The organism is Gordonia sp. DT219, from assembly GCF_049847065.1.
In the GTDB taxonomy this organism is placed as follows: domain Bacteria; phylum Actinomycetota; class Actinomycetes; order Mycobacteriales; family Mycobacteriaceae; genus Gordonia.
In genome coordinates this window covers 297,008-316,568 of record NZ_JBNCNR010000001.1, presented here as the reverse complement: position 1 = coordinate 316,568, position 19,561 = coordinate 297,008, and the positions used below count along the sequence as shown (strand labels likewise).

The window sequence follows — 19,561 nt, the reverse complement described above, 5'->3', positions numbered from 1 at the left end:
AGCAAGACCAGCAAAGGAAGACCATGTCCGAGCAGATCATCACCACATCGACGGTGAATCTCGACGTCGACGCCGGCGGCGACCCGTCGTCGGTGATCAACCATCTCGCGGAGAATCTCGGTGCGGCCGGCCGCACCGGTGACCCCGCCGAACTCGCCCGCGCGGCGCTCGCCCGCGAGGCCAAGTCCGCCACCGGACTGCCCGGTGGCATCGCGATCCCCCACGCCCGTGCCGCCTCGGTCTCACAGGCGAGCCTGGCGATGGCCCGGCTGTCGCCGAAGGTCGACTTCGGCGCCCCGGACGGTCCGGCCGACCTGGTATTCCTCATCGCGGCCCCCGAGGGCGGTGCCGCCGAGCACATGAAGCTGCTGAGCTCGCTGGCTCGCGCCCTCGTACGTCCCGACTTCGTCGCCTCCCTGCGCGCCGCGGCAACCGATGACGAGGTCGTCGCACTGGTCGACGACGCCATCAACCCGCCCGCCGCCGGGACCCCGGGCCCGACCGCGCCGACGGCCGCAGCGGCAACGGCGGCAACGGCGGCAACGGCGGCAGCGGCAACGTCGAAGGCCGCGGGCACCCCGGCAGGTCGAGACACCGCACCCGCCGGCCAGGCCGGAGCCGACAAGCCCCGGTCGATCGTCGCGATCACCGCCTGCCCCACCGGAATCGCCCATACCTACATGGCGGCCGATGCCCTCAAATACGCCGCCGAGCGGGCCGGCGTGGACTTCCACGTCGAACCGCAGGGCTCCTCGGGGACCACCCCGTTCACCCCGGACGTCATCGCCGGTGCCGATGCCGTCATCTTCGCCACCGATGTGGGTGTCAAGGGCAAGAACCGCTTCCACGGCAAGCCGGTGATCGAGTCCGGCGTCAAGCGCGCCATCAACGAGCCGGATGCGATGATCGCCGAAGCCCTTGCCGCCGCTGATAATCCGCACGCCGCAGTGGTACGGGCGGGTGAGAGCGGCGACGCCGCGGCGGGCGCCACCGAGCGAGGCGGCCTGAGCCTGGGCAAGCAGGTCCAGCAGGCGCTGATGACCGGTGTGAGCTACATGATCCCGTTTGTCGCGGCGGGCGGTCTGCTCATCGCGCTGGGCTTCTTGCTCGCCGGCTATCAGATCGGCAACAAGAACATCGACAAGACCATGACCGACGGCGCCTATATCGCGCTGCACAACAGTCTGTGGGATCTACCCGCCGGCGGGCTCGGCACCTATCTGGGGGCGGTGAGCTACGCGATCGGGACCTTGGCGATGGGGATGCTGGTACCGGCGCTCGCGGGCTACATCGCCTTCGCGATCGCCGACCGCCCCGGCATCGCCCCCGGCTTCGTCGCGGGCCTGGTATCGGTCGCCGTCGGCGCAAGCTTCATCGGCGGACTCGTCGGCGGCCTCGCGGCCGGTGTCATCTGCCTGTGGATTTCCCGGATTCCGTTGCCGCAGTGGGCACGTGGGCTGCAGCCGGTCGTGATCATTCCCCTCTTCGGCAGTCTCATCATCGGCGCGATCATGTTCATGTTCCTGGGCAAACCCCTGGCGTGGCTCACCACCGCGATGAACAACGGCCTCAGCCACATGACCGGTGGATCGGCCATCGTGCTGGGCATCGTGCTCGGACTGATGATGTGCGTCGACCTCGGCGGGCCGGTGAACAAGGCAGCCTACCTGTTCGCGACGACCGGCCTCGCGATCGGCGGTGCCGCACAGTTGGAGATCATGGCCGCGGTCATGTGCGCAGGTATGGTGCCGCCGCTGGCGATGGCCCTGGCCTCGACGGTGCTGCGCCCGAAGCTGTTCACCGAGCCGGAGCGTGAGAACGGAAAGGCGGCTTGGCTTCTGGGAGCGTCGTTCATCTCCGAGGGCGCCATCCCGTTCGCGGCCACCGACCCACTGCGGGTGATCCCGTCGATGATGGCCGGCGGCGCCCTGTCGGGCGCCCTGATCATGGCCTTCGACGTGCAACTGCGTGCCCCGCACGGGGGTGTGTTCGTCTTCTTCGCGATGAACGCCTGGTGGTGGTTCCTCGTGGCGCTGGCCGCGGGTACCGCACTCTCGGCGGTGTGTGTGGTCGCTGCCAAGCAGTGGGGCCGCAACCCTGAACACACCGAGGTCGCGCCACTCGAGACCGTCGCGGCCTGACCTCCCGGACCGGTGGGCGGATGTTTCCGCCCACCGGTCCGTGCACTCCGGCCCCACCGATCACCAATCCGCACATACTGTTTCCACTGCATCCGAAGATCAAGGAGTACTCATCATGGCCAGTACCACCGTCGCCGTCGGCTCTGCCGTCGGACTGCACGCCCGCCCCGCGACCATCATCGCCGAAGCCGCCGCCGATGCCGGCGTACCGGTGACGCTGGCCATCGAGGGCGGCGAGCCCGTCGACGCCGGGTCGGCGTTGATGATCATGACGCTCGGCGCCGAGAAGGGCACCAACGTGGTGGTGACCGCCGAGGACCCCGGGGCCGTCGACGCGATCGCCAAACTCGTCGCCACCGATCTCGACGCCGACTGACACGACGGCAAGTCCGTATACGACTGACCGCCGGTCCCAGGAGGGACCGGCGGTGAGAAGGTGTCGGGCCGAGGCCGTTAGGTGCGCGAGGGCTCAGCCGGCCGTGGCGACCACCAGATCCGAGAGTTCGCCGGCCAGCGCTCGCGGCACCCGGGCGTGCACGACGGTGCCGTGCTCATCGTGTGCCGATGAGAGCACCTCACCTTCTCGGTGAATTCGTGAGATCACCTCGCCCCGCGCATACGGCACCGAGAGGGTGAGCTCAACATCGCTGCGTCCCACGAATTCGCGGACGTGGTCGAACAATTCGGGTAGCCCCTCACCGGTGCGCGCCGACACGAACACCGCATCGGGGGCCATTGCCCGCAGTTCGGACATCCGGGTGTGGTCGATCGCGTCGATCTTGTTGATCACCAACAGCTCCGGCGGAGTGCGCGCGCCTTCATCGGCGACGACCTCGTTGATGACCCGGCGCACCGCGGCGATCTGTTCGGCGGGGAACTCGTCGCTGCCGTCGACGACGTGTAACACCAGGTCGGCGTCCACGACCTCTTCGAGCGTCGAGCGGAACGCCTCGACGAGCTGCGTCGGCAGGTGCCGCACGAAGCCGACCGTGTCGGTGAAGACGACCTCACGGCCGTCGTCGAGACTGGCGCGGCGCGTCGTCGGGTCGAGCGTCGCGAACAGGGCGTCCTGCACCAGCATCCCGGCGCCGGTCATCGCGTTGACGAGGCTCGACTTGCCGGCATTGGTGTAACCGGCGACGGTCACTCGCGGCACCGCGCTGCGGGTACGCGCCGACCGCTTGGTGACCCGTGCCGTCTTCATGTCGCGGATCTCACGACGCAGTTTGGCCATTCGCTCGCGGATGCGGCGTCGATCGGTTTCGATCTTGGTCTCACCGGGTCCGCGCAGACCCACGCCGCCGTTGCTGCCGGCGCGACCACCGGCCTGACGCGACATCGACTCACCCCAGCCGCGCAGTCGCGGCATCATGTATTCCATCTGGGCGAGGGAGACCTGCGCCTTACCCTCTCGGGAGGTCGCGTGCTGAGCGAAGATGTCGAGGATGAGTGCGGTGCGGTCGATGACCTTGACCTTGACCACCTTCTCCAGGGCGGTCAGCTGGCCCGGCGTCAGTTCACCATCACAGATGACGGTGTCGGCGCCGGTCGCCAGGACGACCTCGCGCAGTTCATCGGCCTTGCCCGAGCCGATGTACGTGCCCGGGTCGGGTGCGCTGCGCCGCTGGATGACGGCGTCGAGCACCGCCGAACCGGCGGTCTCGGCCAACGCCGCCAGCTCGGTCATCGCCGCCCGTGCCTGGGCCGCGGTGCCCTCGGTCCACACGCCGACGAGGACGACGCGCTCCAGACGCAGCTGGCGGTATTCGACCTCGCTGACATCGGTGAGTTCGGTCGACAGACCGGCGACACGCTGCAAGGACGCGCGTTCGGATAGTTGGAGGTCGCCGGTGGTCGGGTCGTCTCCGACACCGGGCACCGGGTGCAGTACGGTCGCCGCACGCGCTGTGCTCGATTGGCCCGCTGTGCTCGATTGCGAGTGGGCCGCCGGGTTCTGCTCGGCGGCGGGATACGAAGTCTGTGTTGATTCGGTCATACGCCTTCCATGATCACACGGATCAACGGCGCAGCGCACACGAATATTTCTGTCGCGGGTTCATGCGTTCGGGTTCACGGGGGGCGCGGACCCCGGCGCGTCGGGTCAGAGTCCGTCCCAGCCCGCCCGCAGGCGGCCGTCGGCCACGAGTTCGGACGGCCCGCGCAGCCACGCGTTGTCGGTGTGGACGGTCACCTCGACCCGTCCGCCTGGCACGTCGATCACCAGTTCACCCGTCTGCTCGCCGCGATACGCAAGAACAGCCGCCGCAGCTGCAACCAAACCTGTTCCGCAGCTGCGGGTTTCGCCGACGCCACGCTCGAACACCCGCATCCGGGCGTGCAACCGGCCGTCGATGGTCTCGGGCACGGTCAGCAATTCGACGTTGGCGCCGTGGCCGAAGACCTCGGAGTCGATGAGTGGGCCACGTCCGAAGTCGACCTCGGCGAGTCGTGCGGCGTCGAGTCCGGGGACCACGCACGCGAGATGCGGATTCCCGACGTCGACTGCCACCCCGCGGTAGACGTCGTCGCCGATGCGCGCCGTCGACTCCGCCCCGAGGCGCACCCGGCCCATCTGCACACTGACATCGGCGCGTAGCCGATCCCAGCTGTGCACCACCACCGGGCGGGCGCCGGCGCGGGAACCCACGGTGAACTCGTCGACGTCGAGCAGGCCCGATGAGCGCAGATGATGGGCGAAGACGCGTACCCCGTTGCCGCACATCTCCGCGATCGAGCCGTCGCCGTTGCGGTAATCCATGAACCAGTCATCGGGAACCACCCCGTCGGGCAGTGCGTCGAGCACCCCCACCGCGACCAGCGCACCCGTTCGGGCGACTCGCAGCAGTCCGTCGGCACCCAGGCCACGCCGGCGATCACACAGGGCGGCCACCAACTCGGCTCCCAGGGTCAGCTCGGCGGCCGGATCGGTGAGGATGACGAAGTCGTTCTGGGTGCCGTGCCCCTTGACGAACGAGAGGCCTTCGCCGAGCGGGACCGCCGCGCCAGGCGCCTCGTCGGGGCCGGACTCGTCGCGGCCGGCCCGCGGTCCGGGGCCGGCGGCCGGTGCGCTGTTCGTCACCGCTCCAGGGTAGCCAGTGCGCGGGCGGTGAGGTCGGCGGTGGCCGCGTCGAGCCAGACGATCCGGTGGTCGCGCCGGAACCACGAACGCTGGCGACGCACATAGCGGCGGGTGCCGATGAAGGTGAGCTCCTCGGCGCGCGCCAGGTCGTACTCGCCATCGAGGGCGGCCAGCGTCTGGGCGTATCCGATCGCGCGGCGTGCGGTACGGCCGTCCCGCAGTCCCTTGCCCACCAGGTCTGCCACCTCGTCGACGAGTCCGTCGGCGAACATCGCCGCCGTCCGCCGGGCGATCCGGTCGTCCAGGTCGGCCGTCTCCCGGTCGAGGGCCAATATTTCTGTGCCCCAACGTGGTTCACCGATCTTCGGCGCCGACGCCGCGAATGGCCGACCGGTGAGTTCGACGACTTCGAGGGCGCGCACGATACGTCGTCCGTCGGTGTCGAGAATCGCCGCGGCCGCGGCCGGGTCGACCCGTGCGAGCTCGGAATGCAGGGCGGCGACGCCCACGTCGGCGAGCATCGCCTCGTATCGGGCCCGGACCTGCGGATCGGTCGCCGGGAACTGCCAGTCGTCGAGGAGCCCCTGGATATAGAGCATCGACCCGCCGACGATCACCGGCGTGCGGCCGGCCGCGAGCAAGGCTTCGATGTCGGCGGTCGCCGACGCCTGATAGCGCGCGACCGTGGCCAGCTCGGTGACATCGAGGACGTCGATCTGGTGATGGGTGATGCCACGCCGGTGCGTGACCGGGAGCTTCGCGGTGCCGATGTCCATGCCGCGGTATTGCTGCATCGCGTCGATGTTGATCACTTCGCCGTCGAGGGCCTCGGCGAGGTCGAGCGCGAGATCGGATTTGCCGACCGCGGTCGGGCCCACGACGGCCACCGGCACCGGGCCCTGCTCGGCGGCGCGTGAGTTCACGATGTCGCCGACCACCGGGCGACCACGTAGCCCACCCCGAAAGGTGCGTCGGCGTACAGACATTCGGCGCGCACCGGAATGTCGGCGACCAGGGCGGCGGACACCTGCCAGGCCGCCCTGCCGCTCACCCCCTCGGCACGGCACTCGTCGGCGTCGAGCGAACCGAGCACCCCGAGATCCGCGTTTGCCAGCGCGGCGTCGATCCGCTCCTGTAGCCGCACCGCCGATTCGCGCAGCCCACCGCCGGGCGCCTTCGGCGACAGCGCCGTCGCCCCGTCGCCGACGACGAGAACCCCGATGGACTCGTCCGACTCGGTCACTGCCGCCGCCAGACGCGCTCCGAGGTCCGCACAGTCGCCCGCGCTCGCCGCCGGATTCACGACGACCGCACTCGCGTGCACTGCACCCGCCTGTCCCCGGAGCCACGCCCCGATCAGCATCGACAGGGGCATGCGGGCCGTGGCCGTGGCTGCCCGGGGTATGCGGCTCTCCTCGAAGGCGACCCGCACATCGACGCCGAACCGCGCGAAGGTGCCGGTGGCCGCGACGCCGGCGGCACCGCTCGACAGATCGGCATCCGCTGAGCTCACACCATCATCGGCACCGATCACCACCCAGCGCGAGGCGCGCTTTGCCAACTCCGACGCCGCCGCCAGCGCGGCGGCCCGCACCGGCACCGTGTCATGGGCATCGGGACCGGCGAGCTCGGGCACCAGCAGGGGTGCAGTCGGGACGAACACCGCGCAGCTGAACACATCCCGACGCTATCGGACCGCCGGCTTCATCGACGTCGCGGCCGCCGGTCGAGGCGCGCGGCGATAGACATTCCGGACGGAAATCGAGCGAAATGTCCACCGCTGATCGGTGACGGGCCGGCGGGTTGGTCCCGTTGATCACCACTGCGGACACTGAGCTGCTTGAATGGACCAAGCCCGGACGCACGCGACGCGGTCCGGGATCGGAGTGAACCGGCAGCCGTGACGCGCGGCACCACAAGGCGGGAAAGGGCCACCTGCACATGAGCGAAGGACACGTCGGGGACACCGACAAGGACCATGGCGGCGCCCCTGAGCGCGCCGACGCGCCGGCCGGAAGCGCCGGACCGACCCCGAAACCGGGGCCGCGCCCAGGACCCAGACCGGGACCACGGCCACGCCCGCATCCGGGCCCGACCACGCAGGTGCCCACACCAGCTGTCACCCCGAATCCACTGCCACACACCGACCCCCACCGCTTCGGGCGGATCGACACCGACGGCAACGTCTGGCTCAAGACGTCATCGGGCGAACGGCAGATCGGGTCGTGGCAGGCAGGTTCGGTCGACGAGGGACTCGACCACTTCGGACGTCGCTTCGACGATCTCGCCACCGAGGTGGAAATCCTCGAGGAACGGCTCGCCGCCCGCTCGGGCGACCCACACAAGTCGCAGGCCGCCGCCAAACACCTGCTGGAAACATTGACCGATGCAGCGGTGATCGGCGACGTCGACGCGTTGGAGAAGCGGCTCTCGGCGATCGTCGGTGCGGCCGACGAGGTCGCCGATTCCCTCAAGGCCGAGCGGGAGGCAACCCGCGCGGCCGCGATCGCCCGCAAGGAAGAACTTGCCGCAGAGGCCGAGACGATAGGCGCCGAGTCGACACAGTGGAAGCCATCCGGTGACCGGCTGCGCACGATCCTCGCCGAATGGAAGTCGATCAGGGGCATCGATCGCAAGACCGACGACGTCTTGTGGAAGCGCTACGCGAAGGCACGCGATGCATTCAACCGGCGCCGAGGTGCGCATTTTGCTGAGCTCGACCGGGTCCGCGCGGGCGCCAAGGCCCGCAAGGAGGAGCTGATCGGACAGGCCGAGGAACTGTCGTCATCGACCGACTGGGCACCGACGTCGGCGCGCTTTCGCGACCTGCTGACCGAGTGGAAGGCCGCCGGACGCGCGCCACGCGACGCCGACGAAGCTCTGTGGCAACGATTCAAGGCAGCCCAGGACGTGTTCTTCGCCGCGCGCAACGCTGTCGCCTCCGAGCGCGACGCCGAGTTCACGGCCAATGGACAAGCCAAACTCGAACTGCTCACCCACGCCGAGGCCGTCATCGACCCGGCCGCCGACCTCGATGCCGCACGCCGCGAGTTCCGCAACTTCCGGGACAAGTGGGACGAGATCGGCAAGGTTCCCCGCGAACAGATGCACTCGCTGGAGAACCGGGCACGGGCGCTGGAGAAGCGCATCCGCGATGCCGAGGACTCCCAATGGCAGCGCACCGATCCCGAGGCGCAGGCACGCGCCGCGCAGTTCGCCGACCGGGCCGCGCAACTCGAGGATCAGGCCCGCAAGGCCGAGGAACGCGGGAAGGACCGCGACGCCGCGAAACTCCGTGAGCAGGCCGCGCAGTGGCAGGAATGGGCGCAGGCCGCCCAGAGCGCGATCACGGAGCGCTGAGCAGGCCCGGCGCACCGGACGATAGTCAGCGCCGGCAACCGGCAGACCCGGCCGTCAGGCCCCTGGCTCACCGGCGGACGGCGGCCGGATGTCGGTGCGACCGGCGATCCGGCGGGTCGCCGCCTCACGCTTGGCCGCCTCCACGCGCCGCTGCTCCGCCAGCGCGAGGTGATAGTTGCTGCGCGCCCACACCACACGAGCCCAATGGAAGGTGAGCACGAAGACCGCGATCCATCCCAGGATCAGACCGATACCCACCCCAGATGGCGGCTGCATCCCGCCCACACCCGGCGTGTTGCGTGTCCACCAGGCGAGCATCCCGGCCACGCAGGCCACCGCCGAGCCGCACAGGGCGATCCAGGCGATGATCCACCGCCGGGTCAGCAGTGCCAGCATAGATGCGCCGATCCCGAAGATCAGGAGCAGATAGACGAAGACCCGGGAGGTGATGGCGACCCGTTCGGCGACCGCATCCGGGGACATCGTCAGCACGTCGATGCCGCTGGCGGATCCGGTGTGCGGCAACACCAGCGACACCATGGCCAGCAGCACCGCCACCGCGACGACGATGCCACGCGGACCGGGGTCGATCTCGCCTGCCACCTTGCGTTCGGCCCGGCGCAGATCGTCTTCGTAGCCGGCGAGGTCGGCGAGGCTCGCCGATTCGGCCGAACGCCGCGCGCTCTCCCCGCCCAGAAGCTCGTCGAGCGCTTTGTCACCCCTCGAGCTCACGTGCGGCGCCGCATCGGCCTGCGAGTCTTCGTTCGGGCTCGTCTCGTTCTGGGTGATCTCGTTATGCGACGACTCGTTCGGCAACGGCTCCTCGTGCGCGCCGTCTTCGACCGGACCCTGCTCTTGCGTGCTCATGCCGTCCTCACTGTCCTGGCGCCGCCATCGTCTGGCCGGCGGGTACCGATGGCCCAGCGCCGCACCCACCGGCACCGCAGCCGTCACTCGCCGGCTCCGCAGGCGCCGGTCCGACACCGGGAATCCCGAGTCCCACACCAACCGGCGGGGTGGTCGGTGTCCGGCTCTGTGCATGGGCGTCGCCCGCACGGGTACGCCGGTGGCGGCCGATACCTGCGTCGGCGATGAGATGGTGCGGCGCCGCGCCGGTCACCACGGTGGTCACCACGTCGCCCGGACGGATGGCCGCCGCATCGTCTGGCCGGAAATGCACCAGACGTCCGTCGCGGGCGCGGCCGGTCATGCGGTGCGAGTGGGCGCTCTTGCGTCCTTCGTCGGCGACGACGAGCAACTCGACCTCCCGCCCGACGATGGCGCGGTTCTCCGACAGACAAATCTGCTCTTGCAACTCGATCAGCCGCCGGTATCGATCGGACACCACCTCAGGAGCCACCTGATCGTCCATCGAGGCGGCCGGGGTGCCCGGCCGGGGCGAGTACTGGAAGGTGAACGCACTCGCGAACCGGGCCGCGGCGACCACGTCGAGGGTCTCGGCGAAGTCCTCCTCCGTCTCCCCCGGGAAGCCGACGATGATGTCGGTGGTGATCGCGGCGTCCGGCATCGCGGCACGCACCTTGTCGAGAATGGTGAGGAACTTGGTGCGCCGGTAACTGCGCCGCATCGACCGCAGGATGCGGTCCGACCCTGACTGCAACGGCATGTGCAACTGGGGGCACACGTTGGCTGTCTGCGCCATGGCCTCGATGACGTCGTCGGTGAACTCGGCCGGATGCGGCGAGGTGAAACGCACGCGCTCGAGGCCCTCGATGTCGCCACAGGCGCGCAGCAATTCGGCGAACGCACCACGATGACGAGGCGTGTAGGGGTCGGCGAAGGACATGCCGTAGGCGTTGACGTTCTGGCCGAGCAGCGTCACCTCCACCACCCCGGCGTCGACGAGCGCCGCTACCTCGGCGAGGACATCGCCGGGCCGGCGGTCGATCTCCTTGCCGCGCAGCGACGGCACGATACAGAAGGTGCAGGTGTTGTTGCAGCCGACCGACACCGACACCCAGCCGGCATACGCCGATTCGCGCTTGGCAGGCAGTGTCGACGGAAACGCCTCCAGCGAGTCGCGGATCTCGACCTGCGCCTGTTCGTTGTGACGGGCCCGCTCGAGCAGGACCGGCAGCGAACCGATGTTGTGGGTGCCGAACACCACGTCCACCCACGGCGCCCGGCGCAGCACCGAATCCTTGTCCTTCTGCGCAAGGCACCCGCCGACGGCGATCTGCATTCCGGGCTGCTGCGCCTTGACCGGCGCCAGGTGGGACAGATTCCCGTAGAGCTTGTTGTCGGCGTTCTCCCGGATCGCGCAGGTGTTGAACACGACGAGGTCGGCCTGCTCGTCCGCGTCGGCGCGGACGTAACCGGCCTCCTCGAGCAGGCCGGAGATCCGCTCGGAGTCGTGAACGTTCATCTGACAGCCGTACGTGCGGACCTGATAGCGGCGCGCGGCACCGCCCGCCGAACCGGCATTCGGCGAGGTCGATACGGAATCGGACAGGTCGATACTCACTTGGTCCAGAGTACGGGTCGAGGGCAAATCGCCCGCCGGGCCGTCCGATCGCTGCCGGGCGGTTCGCCGCCGGCGCTCACCCGCCGGGACGACACCGACGACACCGGGCTGCCGCATTTGCCGCGACGGCATCCTTCGTCCCTATTAGGGTTCTGACGTATGACCGAATCCCCGACTCAGGCGCCCGATCCGGTGGGCGCCGCCGATGCACCGCCGATGATCGCCATGACGCATGTGCAGAAGCACTTCGGTGAGCTGCATGTGCTCTCCGACATCAACTTCGAGGTGCCGCGCGGACAGGTGGTCGTCGTACTGGGCCCGTCCGGGTCGGGCAAGTCCACGCTGTGCCGGACCATCAATCGTCTCGAGCCCATCGACAGCGGCGAGATCCGCATCGAGGGCAAGCTCTTGCCCACCGAGGGCAAGGATCTCGCCCGGCTGCGCGCCGACGTCGGCATGGTCTTCCAGTCGTTCAACCTGTTCGCGCACAAGACGATCCTGCAGAACGTCATGCTTGCACCGATGAAGGTGCGCAAGAAGGGCAAGGACGAGGCCACCAAGCGGGCGCTCGAGCTTCTCGATCGCGTCGGGATCGCGAGCCAGAAGGACAAGTATCCGGCACAGCTCTCGGGCGGACAGCAGCAGCGCGTCGCGATTGCCCGGTCGCTGGCCATGAATCCCAAGATCATGTTGTTCGACGAGCCCACCTCGGCACTCGACCCGGAGATGGTCAACGAGGTGCTCGACGTGATGGTCTCCCTGGCCAAGGAGGGCATGACGATGCTGGTGGTCACCCACGAGATGGGCTTCGCGCGCAGGGCCGCCGACCGCGTCATCTTCATGGCTGATGGGGCGATCGTCGAGGACTCCGATCCGGAGTCCTTCTTCGATCACCCGCAGTCCGATCGCGCCAAGGACTTCCTCTCGAAGATCTTGGGCCACTGAGATGCCCATGGCTCCCGACTCACCGGCGACACCGGGCAGACGTATGCGCCGGACCTCGGCACAGGCCCGCAGGCCATGGCAGCGCAGGCCGATCGCAGCGATCTCAGTGGTGGCCGTCGTGGCTGCCGTGCTCGCCGCATCGTTGACCGCCTGCGGCAGCACCGAACCGCGCAACCTCCTCGAGTCCATCAAGAGCGGAAAGGTGGTGCTGGGAACCAAATATGACCAGCCCGGCCTCGGCATCCGCAATCCCGACAAAAGCGTCACCGGGTTCGACCCGGCGGTGTCGACCTACGTCGTGAACTTCATCGCCGATAAGCTCCGCGTCGCGCACCCGCAGATCACCTGGCGCGAAACACCTTCGGCGCAACGCGAAACGCTGATCAACAACGGCGAGGTCGACATGATCGCGGCCACCTATTCGATCAACGCTTCACGAGCCAAACAGGTCAGCTTCGCCGGCCCGTATCTGATCAACTATCAGGCGCTGCTCGTACGCGACGACGACGACTCGATCACCTCACTCACCGATCTCAACAAGGGCAAGCGGTTGTGTTCGGTGACCGGCTCGACCTCGGCACAGAACGTCAAGGCCCAACTACCCGGCGTGCAGTTGCAGGAATACGACTCCTACTCGTCGTGCGTCGAGGCAGTCCGACGCGGCAAGGTGGACGCGCTGACCACCGACGAGGTGATCCTCGCCGGGTATGCGAACTTCTTTCCCGACGAATTCAAGATCGTCGGCATGACTTATCCCAAGAATGCCTGCGTCTCGAGCAGCGGCAAAAAGGTCCTCAAGAAAGCCGGTACCCCGTTCTCCACCGAGAACTACGGAATCGGTATGGCCCAGAATCATCCCGAGGCGCTCGCCGCCGCCGACGAAGCCCTGCACGCCATGCTCGCTTCGGGACCCAACGGTGGTGAATCCGCGTGGGAGTCGGCCTTGCGCAAGGCGATCGGCAACCAGTACGTCGACGAGATGATGGCGCGCGCGGCCGCACCCGACTCGAACTACAAGTTCCTTCCCGACCCCGGCCCGCAGGCGGTGGACAAGATAGTCAATTCGACATCCACCCCGTGCCCACCGGGACTCGGCTGAGGAAGAAGGCGATAACCGATGAATGAACTGTGGTCGGACATTGGTCCGCAACTGTGGCCCGCCTTCCGGGTGACCCTCGAGTTGACGTTGTGGTCGGCGATCGGCGCGCTGATCTGGGGCACCATTCTCGCCGGGATGCGCGTGTCCCCGGTGCCGGTGATGCGCTGGTTCGGCGCCGCCTACATCAACATCGTGCGGAACACCCCGCTGAGGTTGATCGTGATCTTCTGCTCGGTGGGTCTGTACCAGAACCTCGGTCTGGCACTGGCCCCCGACAACGACACCTTCATCGAGAACAACAACTTCCGGCTCGCGGTGCTGGCATTCATCCTCTACACCGCGACCTTCGTCTGCGAGACCTTGCGCTCGGGATTCAACACGGTGCCCCTCGGACAAGCCGAGGCTGCTCGGTCGTTGGGTCTGGGCTTCAGCCAGGTGTTCGGGATCATCATCTTGCCGCAGGCACTGCGATCGGTGATCGGTCCGCTCGGCAGTGTGCTGATCGCATTGACCAAGAACACCACCATCGCGTCGGTGATCGGCGTCGCCGAGGCCTCACTGCTGATGAAGGAGCAAATCGAGAACCATGCCGATCAGATCATCGCGATCTTCGTGATCATCGCCATCGGATTCATGGTCATCACCCTGATCGAGGGCGCCGTCTTCGGCTACCTCGCCAAGCGACTGGCGGTCAAACGATGAGCAGCGCAACGGTTCTCTACGACGCACCCGGACCCAAGGGCCGCATCCGCAACGCGATCATCGCCGTCATCTTCCTGGTGGTGGTCGTCGCGGTGGCGGCGTACGTGATCGTGGTTCTCACCGGCAACGACCAATTCGTTTCGGAGAAGTGGAATCCCTTCATCACCGGGACCACCTGGACCACCTATATTCTGCCCGGGCTGTGGGGAACGCTCAAGGCTGCGTTCCTGTCCATCATCTTCGCGCTGATCCTGGGGTCCGTCCTCGGCATCGGGCGCCTCTCCGATCACTTGTGGGTGCGGGCCGTGGCCGGGCTGTTCGTCGAGGTGTTCCGTGCGATCCCGGTGCTGATCCTGATGATCTTCGCCTACTACCTGTTCGCCGACTACGCAGTGTTCCCGTCCTCCCAACTGGCGTTTGCCGCGGTCGTCACCGGCCTGACCCTCTACAACGGTTCGGTGATGGCCGAGATCCTGCGTTCGGGAATCAACTCCCTGCCCACCGGGCAGACCGAGGCGTCGATGGCGTTGGGGCTTCGCAAGTCGCAGATGATGCGAATCATCTTGCTCCCGCAGGCCATCACCGCGATGCTTCCCGCGCTGATCTCGCAGATGGTGATCGCCTTGAAAGACTCCGCGCTCGGTTACGCCATCGGATACGTCGAGGTGGTCCGCTCGGGGATTCAATCGGCGTCCTACTACGGCAACTATCTGCCTGCCCTCGTCGTGGTCGCCGTGGTGATGATCGTCATCAACTTCGGCCTCTCCACGCTGGCCACCGGCCTTGAGAAGGCACTACGCCAGGGCCGCCGCAAGACAGCGGTACCCGACGCGGAGGAGACCGACCTGGGCGCGATGGAGAACATGCCGGAATTCGGCCCCCTTCAACGCTGAGGGACACTCGCGGGCTGCCCCGAGGACCCGATGCCGGGTGCCGTCATCTGACGGCACCCGGCATCGTCGGCGATTGCCGACCATCGTTGGCATCGATGACGCGGAGTTTGCTCAGGGGTCCGCGATCTGGCGGGCCCGGCCGGCCGCGTCGAGCTGTTCGCCGACCACGTCGAGTGCCAACGACTGCGGATAGCCGCGACGCACCAGCATGGCCACCAGCCGGCGAAAGTGTCTCTCCCGCTCTGCCCGGTCGTCGATCTCCTCCATCACACGGATGGTGATCTTCTTGTCCACCAGACGCCGCGCTGCGGCGCGCTCGTCATCGGGATCGATCTCGGAGAGAGCGCTTTCGATCGTCGTCGCATCGACCCCCTTGGCCTTGAGCTCGTGGCGCAACGCGAGCCGGCCACGCGCCGAATGCGCATGCCGCGACCGCACCCACTCGGTGGCGAAGTCCTCGTCGTCGAGAAGACCGGCGGAGTCGAGCCGCATCATCACGTCGGTGACGGCCTCGGCGTCGAAACCGCGGCGGGACAACCGATCCTGCATCTCAGTGCGTGAACGGGCCCGCACCCCCAGCAATCGCAACGCCACATCCCAGGCGCTGGGCCCCTTTGCCCCGCCTGGTTCTCGCCTGCCGGATTCTCGCTCGCCGGTCAGAATTCCACCGGCGCCGGGGCGACGTCATCGGCGTCGACCACCGCACCGATGCCCAACTTCTCCTTGATCTTCTTCTCGATCTCGTCGCGGATATCGTCGTTCTCGAGCAGGAACTTCCGGGCGTTCTCCTTGCCCTGGCCGAGCTGATCGCCCTCGTAGGTGAACCAGGAGCCCGACTTGCGAATGAAGCCCTCGGCGACACCCATGTCGATCAGCGAGCCCTCCTTGCTGATGCCGTGGCCGTAGAGAATGTCGAACTCGGCCTGCTTGAACGGCGGTGCAACCTTGTTCTTGACGACCTTGACGCGGGTACGGTTGCCGACCGCATCGGTGCCGTCCTTGAGGGTCTCGATCCGACGGATATCCAGGCGGACCGAGGAGTAGAACTTCAACGCCTTACCACCGGTCGTGGTCTCCGGTGAACCGAACATCACGCCGATCTTCTCGCGCAACTGGTTGATGAAGATCGCGGTGGTGTTCGAGTTGCTCAGTCCCGAGGTCATCTTGCGCAGCGCCTGGCTCATCAGACGCGCCTGCAGACCGACATGCGAATCACCCATCTCGCCTTCGATCTCGGCCTTGGGGACCAGTGCGGCGACCGAGTCGATCACGAGGATGTCCAGCGCGCCCGACCGGATCAGCATGTCGGCGATTTCCAGCGCCTGCTCACCGGTATCGGGCTGGGACACCAGGAGTGCGTCGGTGTCGACACCGAGCTTTGCCGCATATTCCGGATCGAGCGCGTGCTCGGCGTCGATGAACGCGGCGATACCCCCCTGGGCCTGGGCGTTGGCGACCGCATGCAGGGCCACCGTGGTCTTACCGGACGACTCCGGACCGTAGATCTCGACGACGCGGCCACGCGGCAGTCCGCCGATGCCCAGCGCGACGTCGAGTGCGATCGAACCGGTGGGGATCACCGCGATCGGCTGACGGGTCTCCTCGCCGAGCCGCATGACCGATCCCTTGCCGAAATTCTTGTCGATCTGGGCGAGGGCGAGGTCGAGAGCCTTCTCACGATCCTGGGGTGCTGCCATGGTGGTCTCCTCGTATCAGTGCGCCGGTGCGACCGGCGGAGTTCGGGTGGTCATCGGTATCGGGTGGTGGTTCGTGGAGCACGTTAGCGACGGGGTCCGACACAATCGCACACGCAACCGGCGATGGCCGGGGATGGACGATCACGCCGGGATCGCCGTTCACGCCCGACAAGACCTTCGACGCACGCGACGGCGGCTTGGTTCCACACCCCTCTACGATTGCCTGAACGTGTGTTCGATGGCAAGCCGACACGCGGACCGGCGCGATTTCGAACGCGCAATCACCACCGATTTCGGGGAACGTCGAAGTCGCGGCAGATCGCCACCCACACATCGCGGGGATCGACACCCTCATCGATGGCCCGCGCGCCGGTGCGACCACCGAGTTCGGTCAGCACGTGGTCGGTCAGTATCGAATCCGCCGCGACCGTACCGAATTGCTCGGTGATCCGTTCGGTGAACTCCGTCAATCGCATCGGGGCACTCCTCCGGCGGCCCGGCCACCGTGCGAGGCGCCGGGGACACACCCTTCGACATGGCGTTGGTATACATCGTGAACGATGCGCACCGGGTCGACGACATCGATGGCCGACTCGGCGGCGCGCGCCGCAGCGCGAGAGAATCCGGGGTCATCGAGCACCGAGGCGACCGCCTCGGCGATGGCGTGGGCCGTCACCGGGCGTACCGCCACCCCGCTACCCTGGCGGGCCACTCGCGTGGCCAACTCCCATTGATCCCCATCGCCGGGCACCGTCACCACCGGAACGCCCGCCGACAAGGACTTCGCGAGCATCCCGTGGCCACCGCCGCACACGACCACGTCGGCGTGCCGTACCAGCAGATCTTGACGTCCGAGTCCGGCCACGACCGACAACCCCGGCGACTCTCGCTGATGCATCGGTGGCGGATCGAGAGCCGAGATGACGACGCGTAGCGGGCGCCTCGCTGCCAGCTCATCCAGACCGGCGAGCGTGTGCGTGAGCATGTCGGCCGTACCGATCGCCGCCGTCGACGGCGCCACCACGACCAGCGGCGCCTCACCGGCTGGTGGTGTCACAGTGGCCTCGGTGGGCTCCCACAGCAGCGGTCCGATCAGGTGCGCGTCGGCCGGCCAATCGGGCCGGCCCACCTCCAGCGCCGGCAGGGTGGCGATGAGCCGCGGTACCGACGTCACCGGCGTGGCGGGCAGTCCGATCCCGCGTCGAGCGGCACCGCGCTGGCGCTCGCCCGCGCGGACCGAGACATTGCTCGCCATTCGCAGCCCGGAATCACGCAGTCGGCCGCCGAACCCGCGTCCCGGCGCCAGCCCCGCACCGATGGGAGGCAACCCACGCGAAGGTGCGTAGAGGGGGTGCGGTGACAATTCGATCGCGGGTATCCCGCACAACTCGGCCGCCCACAATCCGGCGACGGTGATGACATCGGAGACGACCAGATCGATGCCGCGCACGGCCAGTATCGGGGCGAGCGTGGCAGCCATTCGTGCCGCCCGCGCACCGAGTTTTGCCCCGGCATCCTCGTCATCCTCATCGGGACGCACTTGCAGATCTGGTAGTTCGGCAACGTCGAGGCCGCGAGACCCGGCGACCTCGTGCCACCGGACGCCCGTCCACACGATGGACCGAACCTGTTGGGCGGCAAGCTTTTCCGATAGCGCGAAAGCCGGAAACGCATGGCCCGCGTCGGGTCCGGCCACAATTGCCACCCGCACCGGTCCACCGCCTGCGGTACCGGTGAATCGTGGGCTCAGTTGCCCGTCTGCGGCGGCTCGGCGGCCGGCTTCGTCAGTCCCGGCGCGGGCTGCGCCGCCGGGGCGGCTGCGCCTCCGGTCGGCAACGAATTGCCCGACATACCTGCTCGGATCTGCTCGAGCCGCGCATGACCGGCCATTTGCACACCGGCCTGCTCCACCTCGGCCATCCGACCCTGCACCGAGTTCTTCGCGAGGTCGGCCGAACCGAGCGCATTCGCGTAGCGCCGTTCGATCTTGTCGCGCACCTGATCGAGGCTCGGCGTGTTCCCGGGTACCGACAGCTCGCTCATCTGGTTCAGCGAGGCGCTGACCTGCTCCTGCATCTTCGCCTGCTCGAGCTGGCTGAGCAGCTTGGAGCGCTCGGCGAGCTTCTGCTGCAGGACGGTGGCGTTCCGCTCGACCGCCTGCTTGGCCTGCTGGGCTGCCTGCAACGACTGGTCATGCAGCGATTTCAGATCTTCGACGCTCTGCTCCGCGGTGACGAGCTGCGCGGCGAACGCCTCGGCAGCATTGTTGTACTCCTGCGCCTTCTGCGCGTCCCCGGCCGCGTTGGCCTGATCGGCCAGGGTCAGCGCCTGCCGCGTGTTGGCCTGCAGCCGCTCGATTTCTTCGAGCTGACGATTCAGCTTCATCTCGAGCTGACGCTGGTTGCCGATCACCGACGCCGCCTGCTGGGAAAGCGCCTGATGCTGACGTTGCGCGTCTTCGATCGCCTGCTGTATCTGAATCTTCGGATCGGCGTTCTCATCGATCTTCGCATTGCCGAGTGCCATCAGATAGCGCCACATCTTCACGAACGGGTTCGCCATAGCTTCTCGTCAACTCCAATCAGAGCGGTTTCGCGTCGGTATGCACACTAATCTAGCTTCTCGGATGGCCGGACGATGCAGGCCGGCATTCAGACGATCGAATACACGGCGCTCGGAGCCAATGCGCAGTGCTCGGAGCCCGCGACACCCGCATGCGTGCGCAACCGGTGAGCCTGGGTCAGGCGGCGGCCAGGGCCGTCGCGCGGGTGCGCACCTCGGGCGCGGCAATGACCACCTTCGACGCGATAGCCGCGTCGCGCTCGGCGGCCGGAACCGTCACCGGAGCATCGTCGGGTCGCATCGTGGTGCCCACGTCGAGGAGCAGATCGGCGATCTCGACATCGAGTGCGTCGCAGATCGCGGCCAGCAATTCGCTGGACGCCTCCTTCTGCCCGCGCTCGACCTCGGAGAGGTAACCCAGGCTCACCCGCGCATCGGTGGACACCTCACGTAGCGTCCGGCCCTGCAGGGTACGAACGCGGCGCAGGCTGTCACCGAGCGCTTCTCGCAAGAGCATTGCCATCGGGGTTTCCTCCTTGTCCTTCTCGCGCTTGTCTTGGTCGCACGCATCCTTCTCACAGATCCGTGCGCGCACTTG

Annotated in this window: 19 protein-coding genes; 7 read left to right on the top strand and 12 right to left on the bottom strand. The window is 67.6% G+C overall.

The annotated features are described in order from the left end of the window. Nucleotides 1-23: 23 nt before the first annotated feature. On the top strand, nucleotides 24-2,141 hold the full coding sequence (locus tag ACPXB3_RS01575; RefSeq protein WP_425726106.1) for a PTS fructose transporter subunit IIABC: 2,118 nt from the start codon (nucleotides 24-26) through the stop codon (nucleotides 2,139-2,141). 115 nt (nucleotides 2,142-2,256) lie between these two features. After that, on the top strand, nucleotides 2,257-2,517 hold the full coding sequence (locus ACPXB3_RS01570; protein ID WP_425703406.1) for an HPr family phosphocarrier protein: 261 nt from the start codon (nucleotides 2,257-2,259) through the stop codon (nucleotides 2,515-2,517). A 93-nt stretch (nucleotides 2,518-2,610) separates the two neighbouring features. Here the strand turns inward: ACPXB3_RS01570 and hflX are convergent, their stop codons facing one another. The 4 genes from hflX to ACPXB3_RS01550 form a co-directional block, all read right to left on the bottom strand. Next, nucleotides 2,611-4,137, bottom strand: coding sequence for a GTPase HflX (hflX, locus tag ACPXB3_RS01565; protein WP_425726104.1), 1,527 nt, complete (start codon nucleotides 4,135-4,137; stop codon nucleotides 2,611-2,613). A gap of 105 nt (nucleotides 4,138-4,242) precedes the next feature. Continuing rightward, nucleotides 4,243-5,220, bottom strand: a complete 978-nt coding sequence (gene dapF / locus ACPXB3_RS01560; protein WP_425726102.1) for a diaminopimelate epimerase — start codon at nucleotides 5,218-5,220, stop codon at nucleotides 4,243-4,245. Further along, complete coding sequence (gene miaA / locus ACPXB3_RS01555; protein ID WP_425726100.1) at nucleotides 5,217-6,158, bottom strand: tRNA (adenosine(37)-N6)-dimethylallyltransferase MiaA; 942 nt, start codon at nucleotides 6,156-6,158, stop codon at nucleotides 5,217-5,219. The genes dapF and miaA overlap by 4 nt, the downstream gene beginning before the upstream one ends. Next, nucleotides 6,140-6,898: a hypothetical protein gene (locus ACPXB3_RS01550; protein ID WP_425703401.1), complete on the bottom strand. Its 759-nt coding sequence runs from the start codon at nucleotides 6,896-6,898 to the stop codon at nucleotides 6,140-6,142. The genes miaA and ACPXB3_RS01550 overlap by 19 nt, the downstream gene beginning before the upstream one ends. A 263-nt stretch (nucleotides 6,899-7,161) precedes the next feature. Between ACPXB3_RS01550 and ACPXB3_RS01545 the strand changes: the two genes are divergently transcribed. Further along, nucleotides 7,162-8,580, top strand: a complete 1,419-nt coding sequence (locus ACPXB3_RS01545; protein ID WP_425726098.1) for a DUF349 domain-containing protein — start codon at nucleotides 7,162-7,164, stop codon at nucleotides 8,578-8,580. Between the two features lie 54 nt (nucleotides 8,581-8,634). Here ACPXB3_RS01545 and ACPXB3_RS01540 read toward each other — a convergent pair whose 3' ends face one another. Together ACPXB3_RS01540 and miaB are read right to left on the bottom strand one after the other, a co-directional pair. Then, nucleotides 8,635-9,276: a hypothetical protein gene (locus ACPXB3_RS01540; RefSeq protein ID WP_425703540.1), complete on the bottom strand. Its 642-nt coding sequence runs from the start codon at nucleotides 9,274-9,276 to the stop codon at nucleotides 8,635-8,637. A 178-nt stretch (nucleotides 9,277-9,454) separates the two neighbouring features. Further along, nucleotides 9,455-11,065, bottom strand: a complete 1,611-nt coding sequence (miaB, locus tag ACPXB3_RS01535; protein ID WP_425726096.1) for a tRNA (N6-isopentenyl adenosine(37)-C2)-methylthiotransferase MiaB — start codon at nucleotides 11,063-11,065, stop codon at nucleotides 9,455-9,457. 216 nt (nucleotides 11,066-11,281) lie between these two features. Between miaB and ACPXB3_RS01530 the strand changes: the two genes are divergently transcribed. From ACPXB3_RS01530 to ACPXB3_RS01515, 4 genes are read left to right on the top strand one after another with little or no spacing between them, the layout of a single operon-like run. After that, nucleotides 11,282-12,010 (top strand): amino acid ABC transporter ATP-binding protein, encoded by a 729-nt coding sequence (locus tag ACPXB3_RS01530; RefSeq protein WP_425726404.1) that lies wholly within the window; start codon nucleotides 11,282-11,284, stop codon nucleotides 12,008-12,010. A 43-nt stretch (nucleotides 12,011-12,053) separates the two neighbouring features. Next, nucleotides 12,054-13,109 carry a glutamate ABC transporter substrate-binding protein gene (locus tag ACPXB3_RS01525; RefSeq protein ID WP_425726402.1) on the top strand — a complete coding sequence of 352 codons (1,056 nt, stop codon included), beginning with the start codon at nucleotides 12,054-12,056 and terminating at the stop codon, nucleotides 13,107-13,109. Between the two features lie 18 nt (nucleotides 13,110-13,127). After that, nucleotides 13,128-13,811: an amino acid ABC transporter permease gene (locus ACPXB3_RS01520; RefSeq protein ID WP_425726094.1), complete on the top strand. Its 684-nt coding sequence runs from the start codon at nucleotides 13,128-13,130 to the stop codon at nucleotides 13,809-13,811. Next, nucleotides 13,808-14,704, top strand: a complete 897-nt coding sequence (locus ACPXB3_RS01515) for an amino acid ABC transporter permease (protein ID WP_425703394.1) — start codon at nucleotides 13,808-13,810, stop codon at nucleotides 14,702-14,704. Before ACPXB3_RS01520 ends, ACPXB3_RS01515 begins: the two co-directional genes overlap by 4 nt. Nucleotides 14,705-14,815: 111 nt before the next feature. On the opposite strand, the gene ACPXB3_RS01510 is transcribed toward ACPXB3_RS01515, so the two are convergent. From ACPXB3_RS01510 to ACPXB3_RS01485, 6 genes are all read right to left on the bottom strand, one after another. Further along, nucleotides 14,816-15,298, bottom strand: coding sequence for a regulatory protein RecX (locus ACPXB3_RS01510; protein WP_425726092.1), 483 nt, complete (start codon nucleotides 15,296-15,298; stop codon nucleotides 14,816-14,818). A gap of 62 nt (nucleotides 15,299-15,360) precedes the next feature. Next, on the bottom strand, nucleotides 15,361-16,401 hold the full coding sequence (recA, locus tag ACPXB3_RS01505; RefSeq protein WP_425703391.1) for a recombinase RecA: 1,041 nt from the start codon (nucleotides 16,399-16,401) through the stop codon (nucleotides 15,361-15,363). Between the two features lie 281 nt (nucleotides 16,402-16,682). Further along, nucleotides 16,683-16,877 carry a DUF3046 domain-containing protein gene (locus ACPXB3_RS01500; RefSeq protein ID WP_425703389.1) on the bottom strand — a complete coding sequence of 65 codons (195 nt, stop codon included), beginning with the start codon at nucleotides 16,875-16,877 and terminating at the stop codon, nucleotides 16,683-16,685. Further along, on the bottom strand, nucleotides 16,868-18,112 hold the full coding sequence (locus tag ACPXB3_RS01495) for a glycosyltransferase (RefSeq protein WP_425726090.1): 1,245 nt from the start codon (nucleotides 18,110-18,112) through the stop codon (nucleotides 16,868-16,870). Before ACPXB3_RS01495 ends, ACPXB3_RS01500 begins: the two co-directional genes overlap by 10 nt. Before the next feature lie 35 nt (nucleotides 18,113-18,147). Further along, nucleotides 18,148-18,963 carry a PspA/IM30 family protein gene (locus ACPXB3_RS01490; RefSeq protein WP_425703385.1) on the bottom strand — a complete coding sequence of 272 codons (816 nt, stop codon included), beginning with the start codon at nucleotides 18,961-18,963 and terminating at the stop codon, nucleotides 18,148-18,150. 178 nt (nucleotides 18,964-19,141) lie between these two features. Then, a complete protein-coding gene (locus tag ACPXB3_RS01485; protein ID WP_425703383.1) occupies nucleotides 19,142-19,486 on the bottom strand; it encodes a helix-turn-helix domain-containing protein in 345 nt (114 codons plus the stop codon). Between the last annotated feature and the right edge of the window lie 75 nt (nucleotides 19,487-19,561).

Coding starts and splice junctions, on each gene's coding strand:
- ACPXB3_RS01575 (WP_425726106.1), top strand. CDS start 24: ATGTCCGAGCAGATCATCACCACATCGACGGTGAATCTCGACGTCGAC.
- ACPXB3_RS01570 (WP_425703406.1), top strand. CDS start 2,257: ATGGCCAGTACCACCGTCGCCGTCGGCTCTGCCGTCGGACTGCACGCC.
- hflX (WP_425726104.1), bottom strand. CDS start 4,137: ATGACCGAATCAACACAGACTTCGTATCCCGCCGCCGAGCAGAACCCG.
- ACPXB3_RS01545 (WP_425726098.1), top strand. CDS start 7,162: ATGAGCGAAGGACACGTCGGGGACACCGACAAGGACCATGGCGGCGCC.
- ACPXB3_RS01530 (WP_425726404.1), top strand. CDS start 11,282: ATGATCGCCATGACGCATGTGCAGAAGCACTTCGGTGAGCTGCATGTG.
- ACPXB3_RS01525 (WP_425726402.1), top strand. CDS start 12,054: ATGCGCCGGACCTCGGCACAGGCCCGCAGGCCATGGCAGCGCAGGCCG.
- ACPXB3_RS01520 (WP_425726094.1), top strand. CDS start 13,128: ATGAATGAACTGTGGTCGGACATTGGTCCGCAACTGTGGCCCGCCTTC.
- ACPXB3_RS01515 (WP_425703394.1), top strand. CDS start 13,808: ATGAGCAGCGCAACGGTTCTCTACGACGCACCCGGACCCAAGGGCCGC.
- recA (WP_425703391.1), bottom strand. CDS start 16,401: ATGGCAGCACCCCAGGATCGTGAGAAGGCTCTCGACCTCGCCCTCGCC.
- ACPXB3_RS01500 (WP_425703389.1), bottom strand. CDS start 16,877: ATGCGATTGACGGAGTTCACCGAACGGATCACCGAGCAATTCGGTACG.
- ACPXB3_RS01490 (WP_425703385.1), bottom strand. CDS start 18,963: ATGGCGAACCCGTTCGTGAAGATGTGGCGCTATCTGATGGCACTCGGC.
- ACPXB3_RS01485 (WP_425703383.1), bottom strand. CDS start 19,486: ATGGCAATGCTCTTGCGAGAAGCGCTCGGTGACAGCCTGCGCCGCGTT.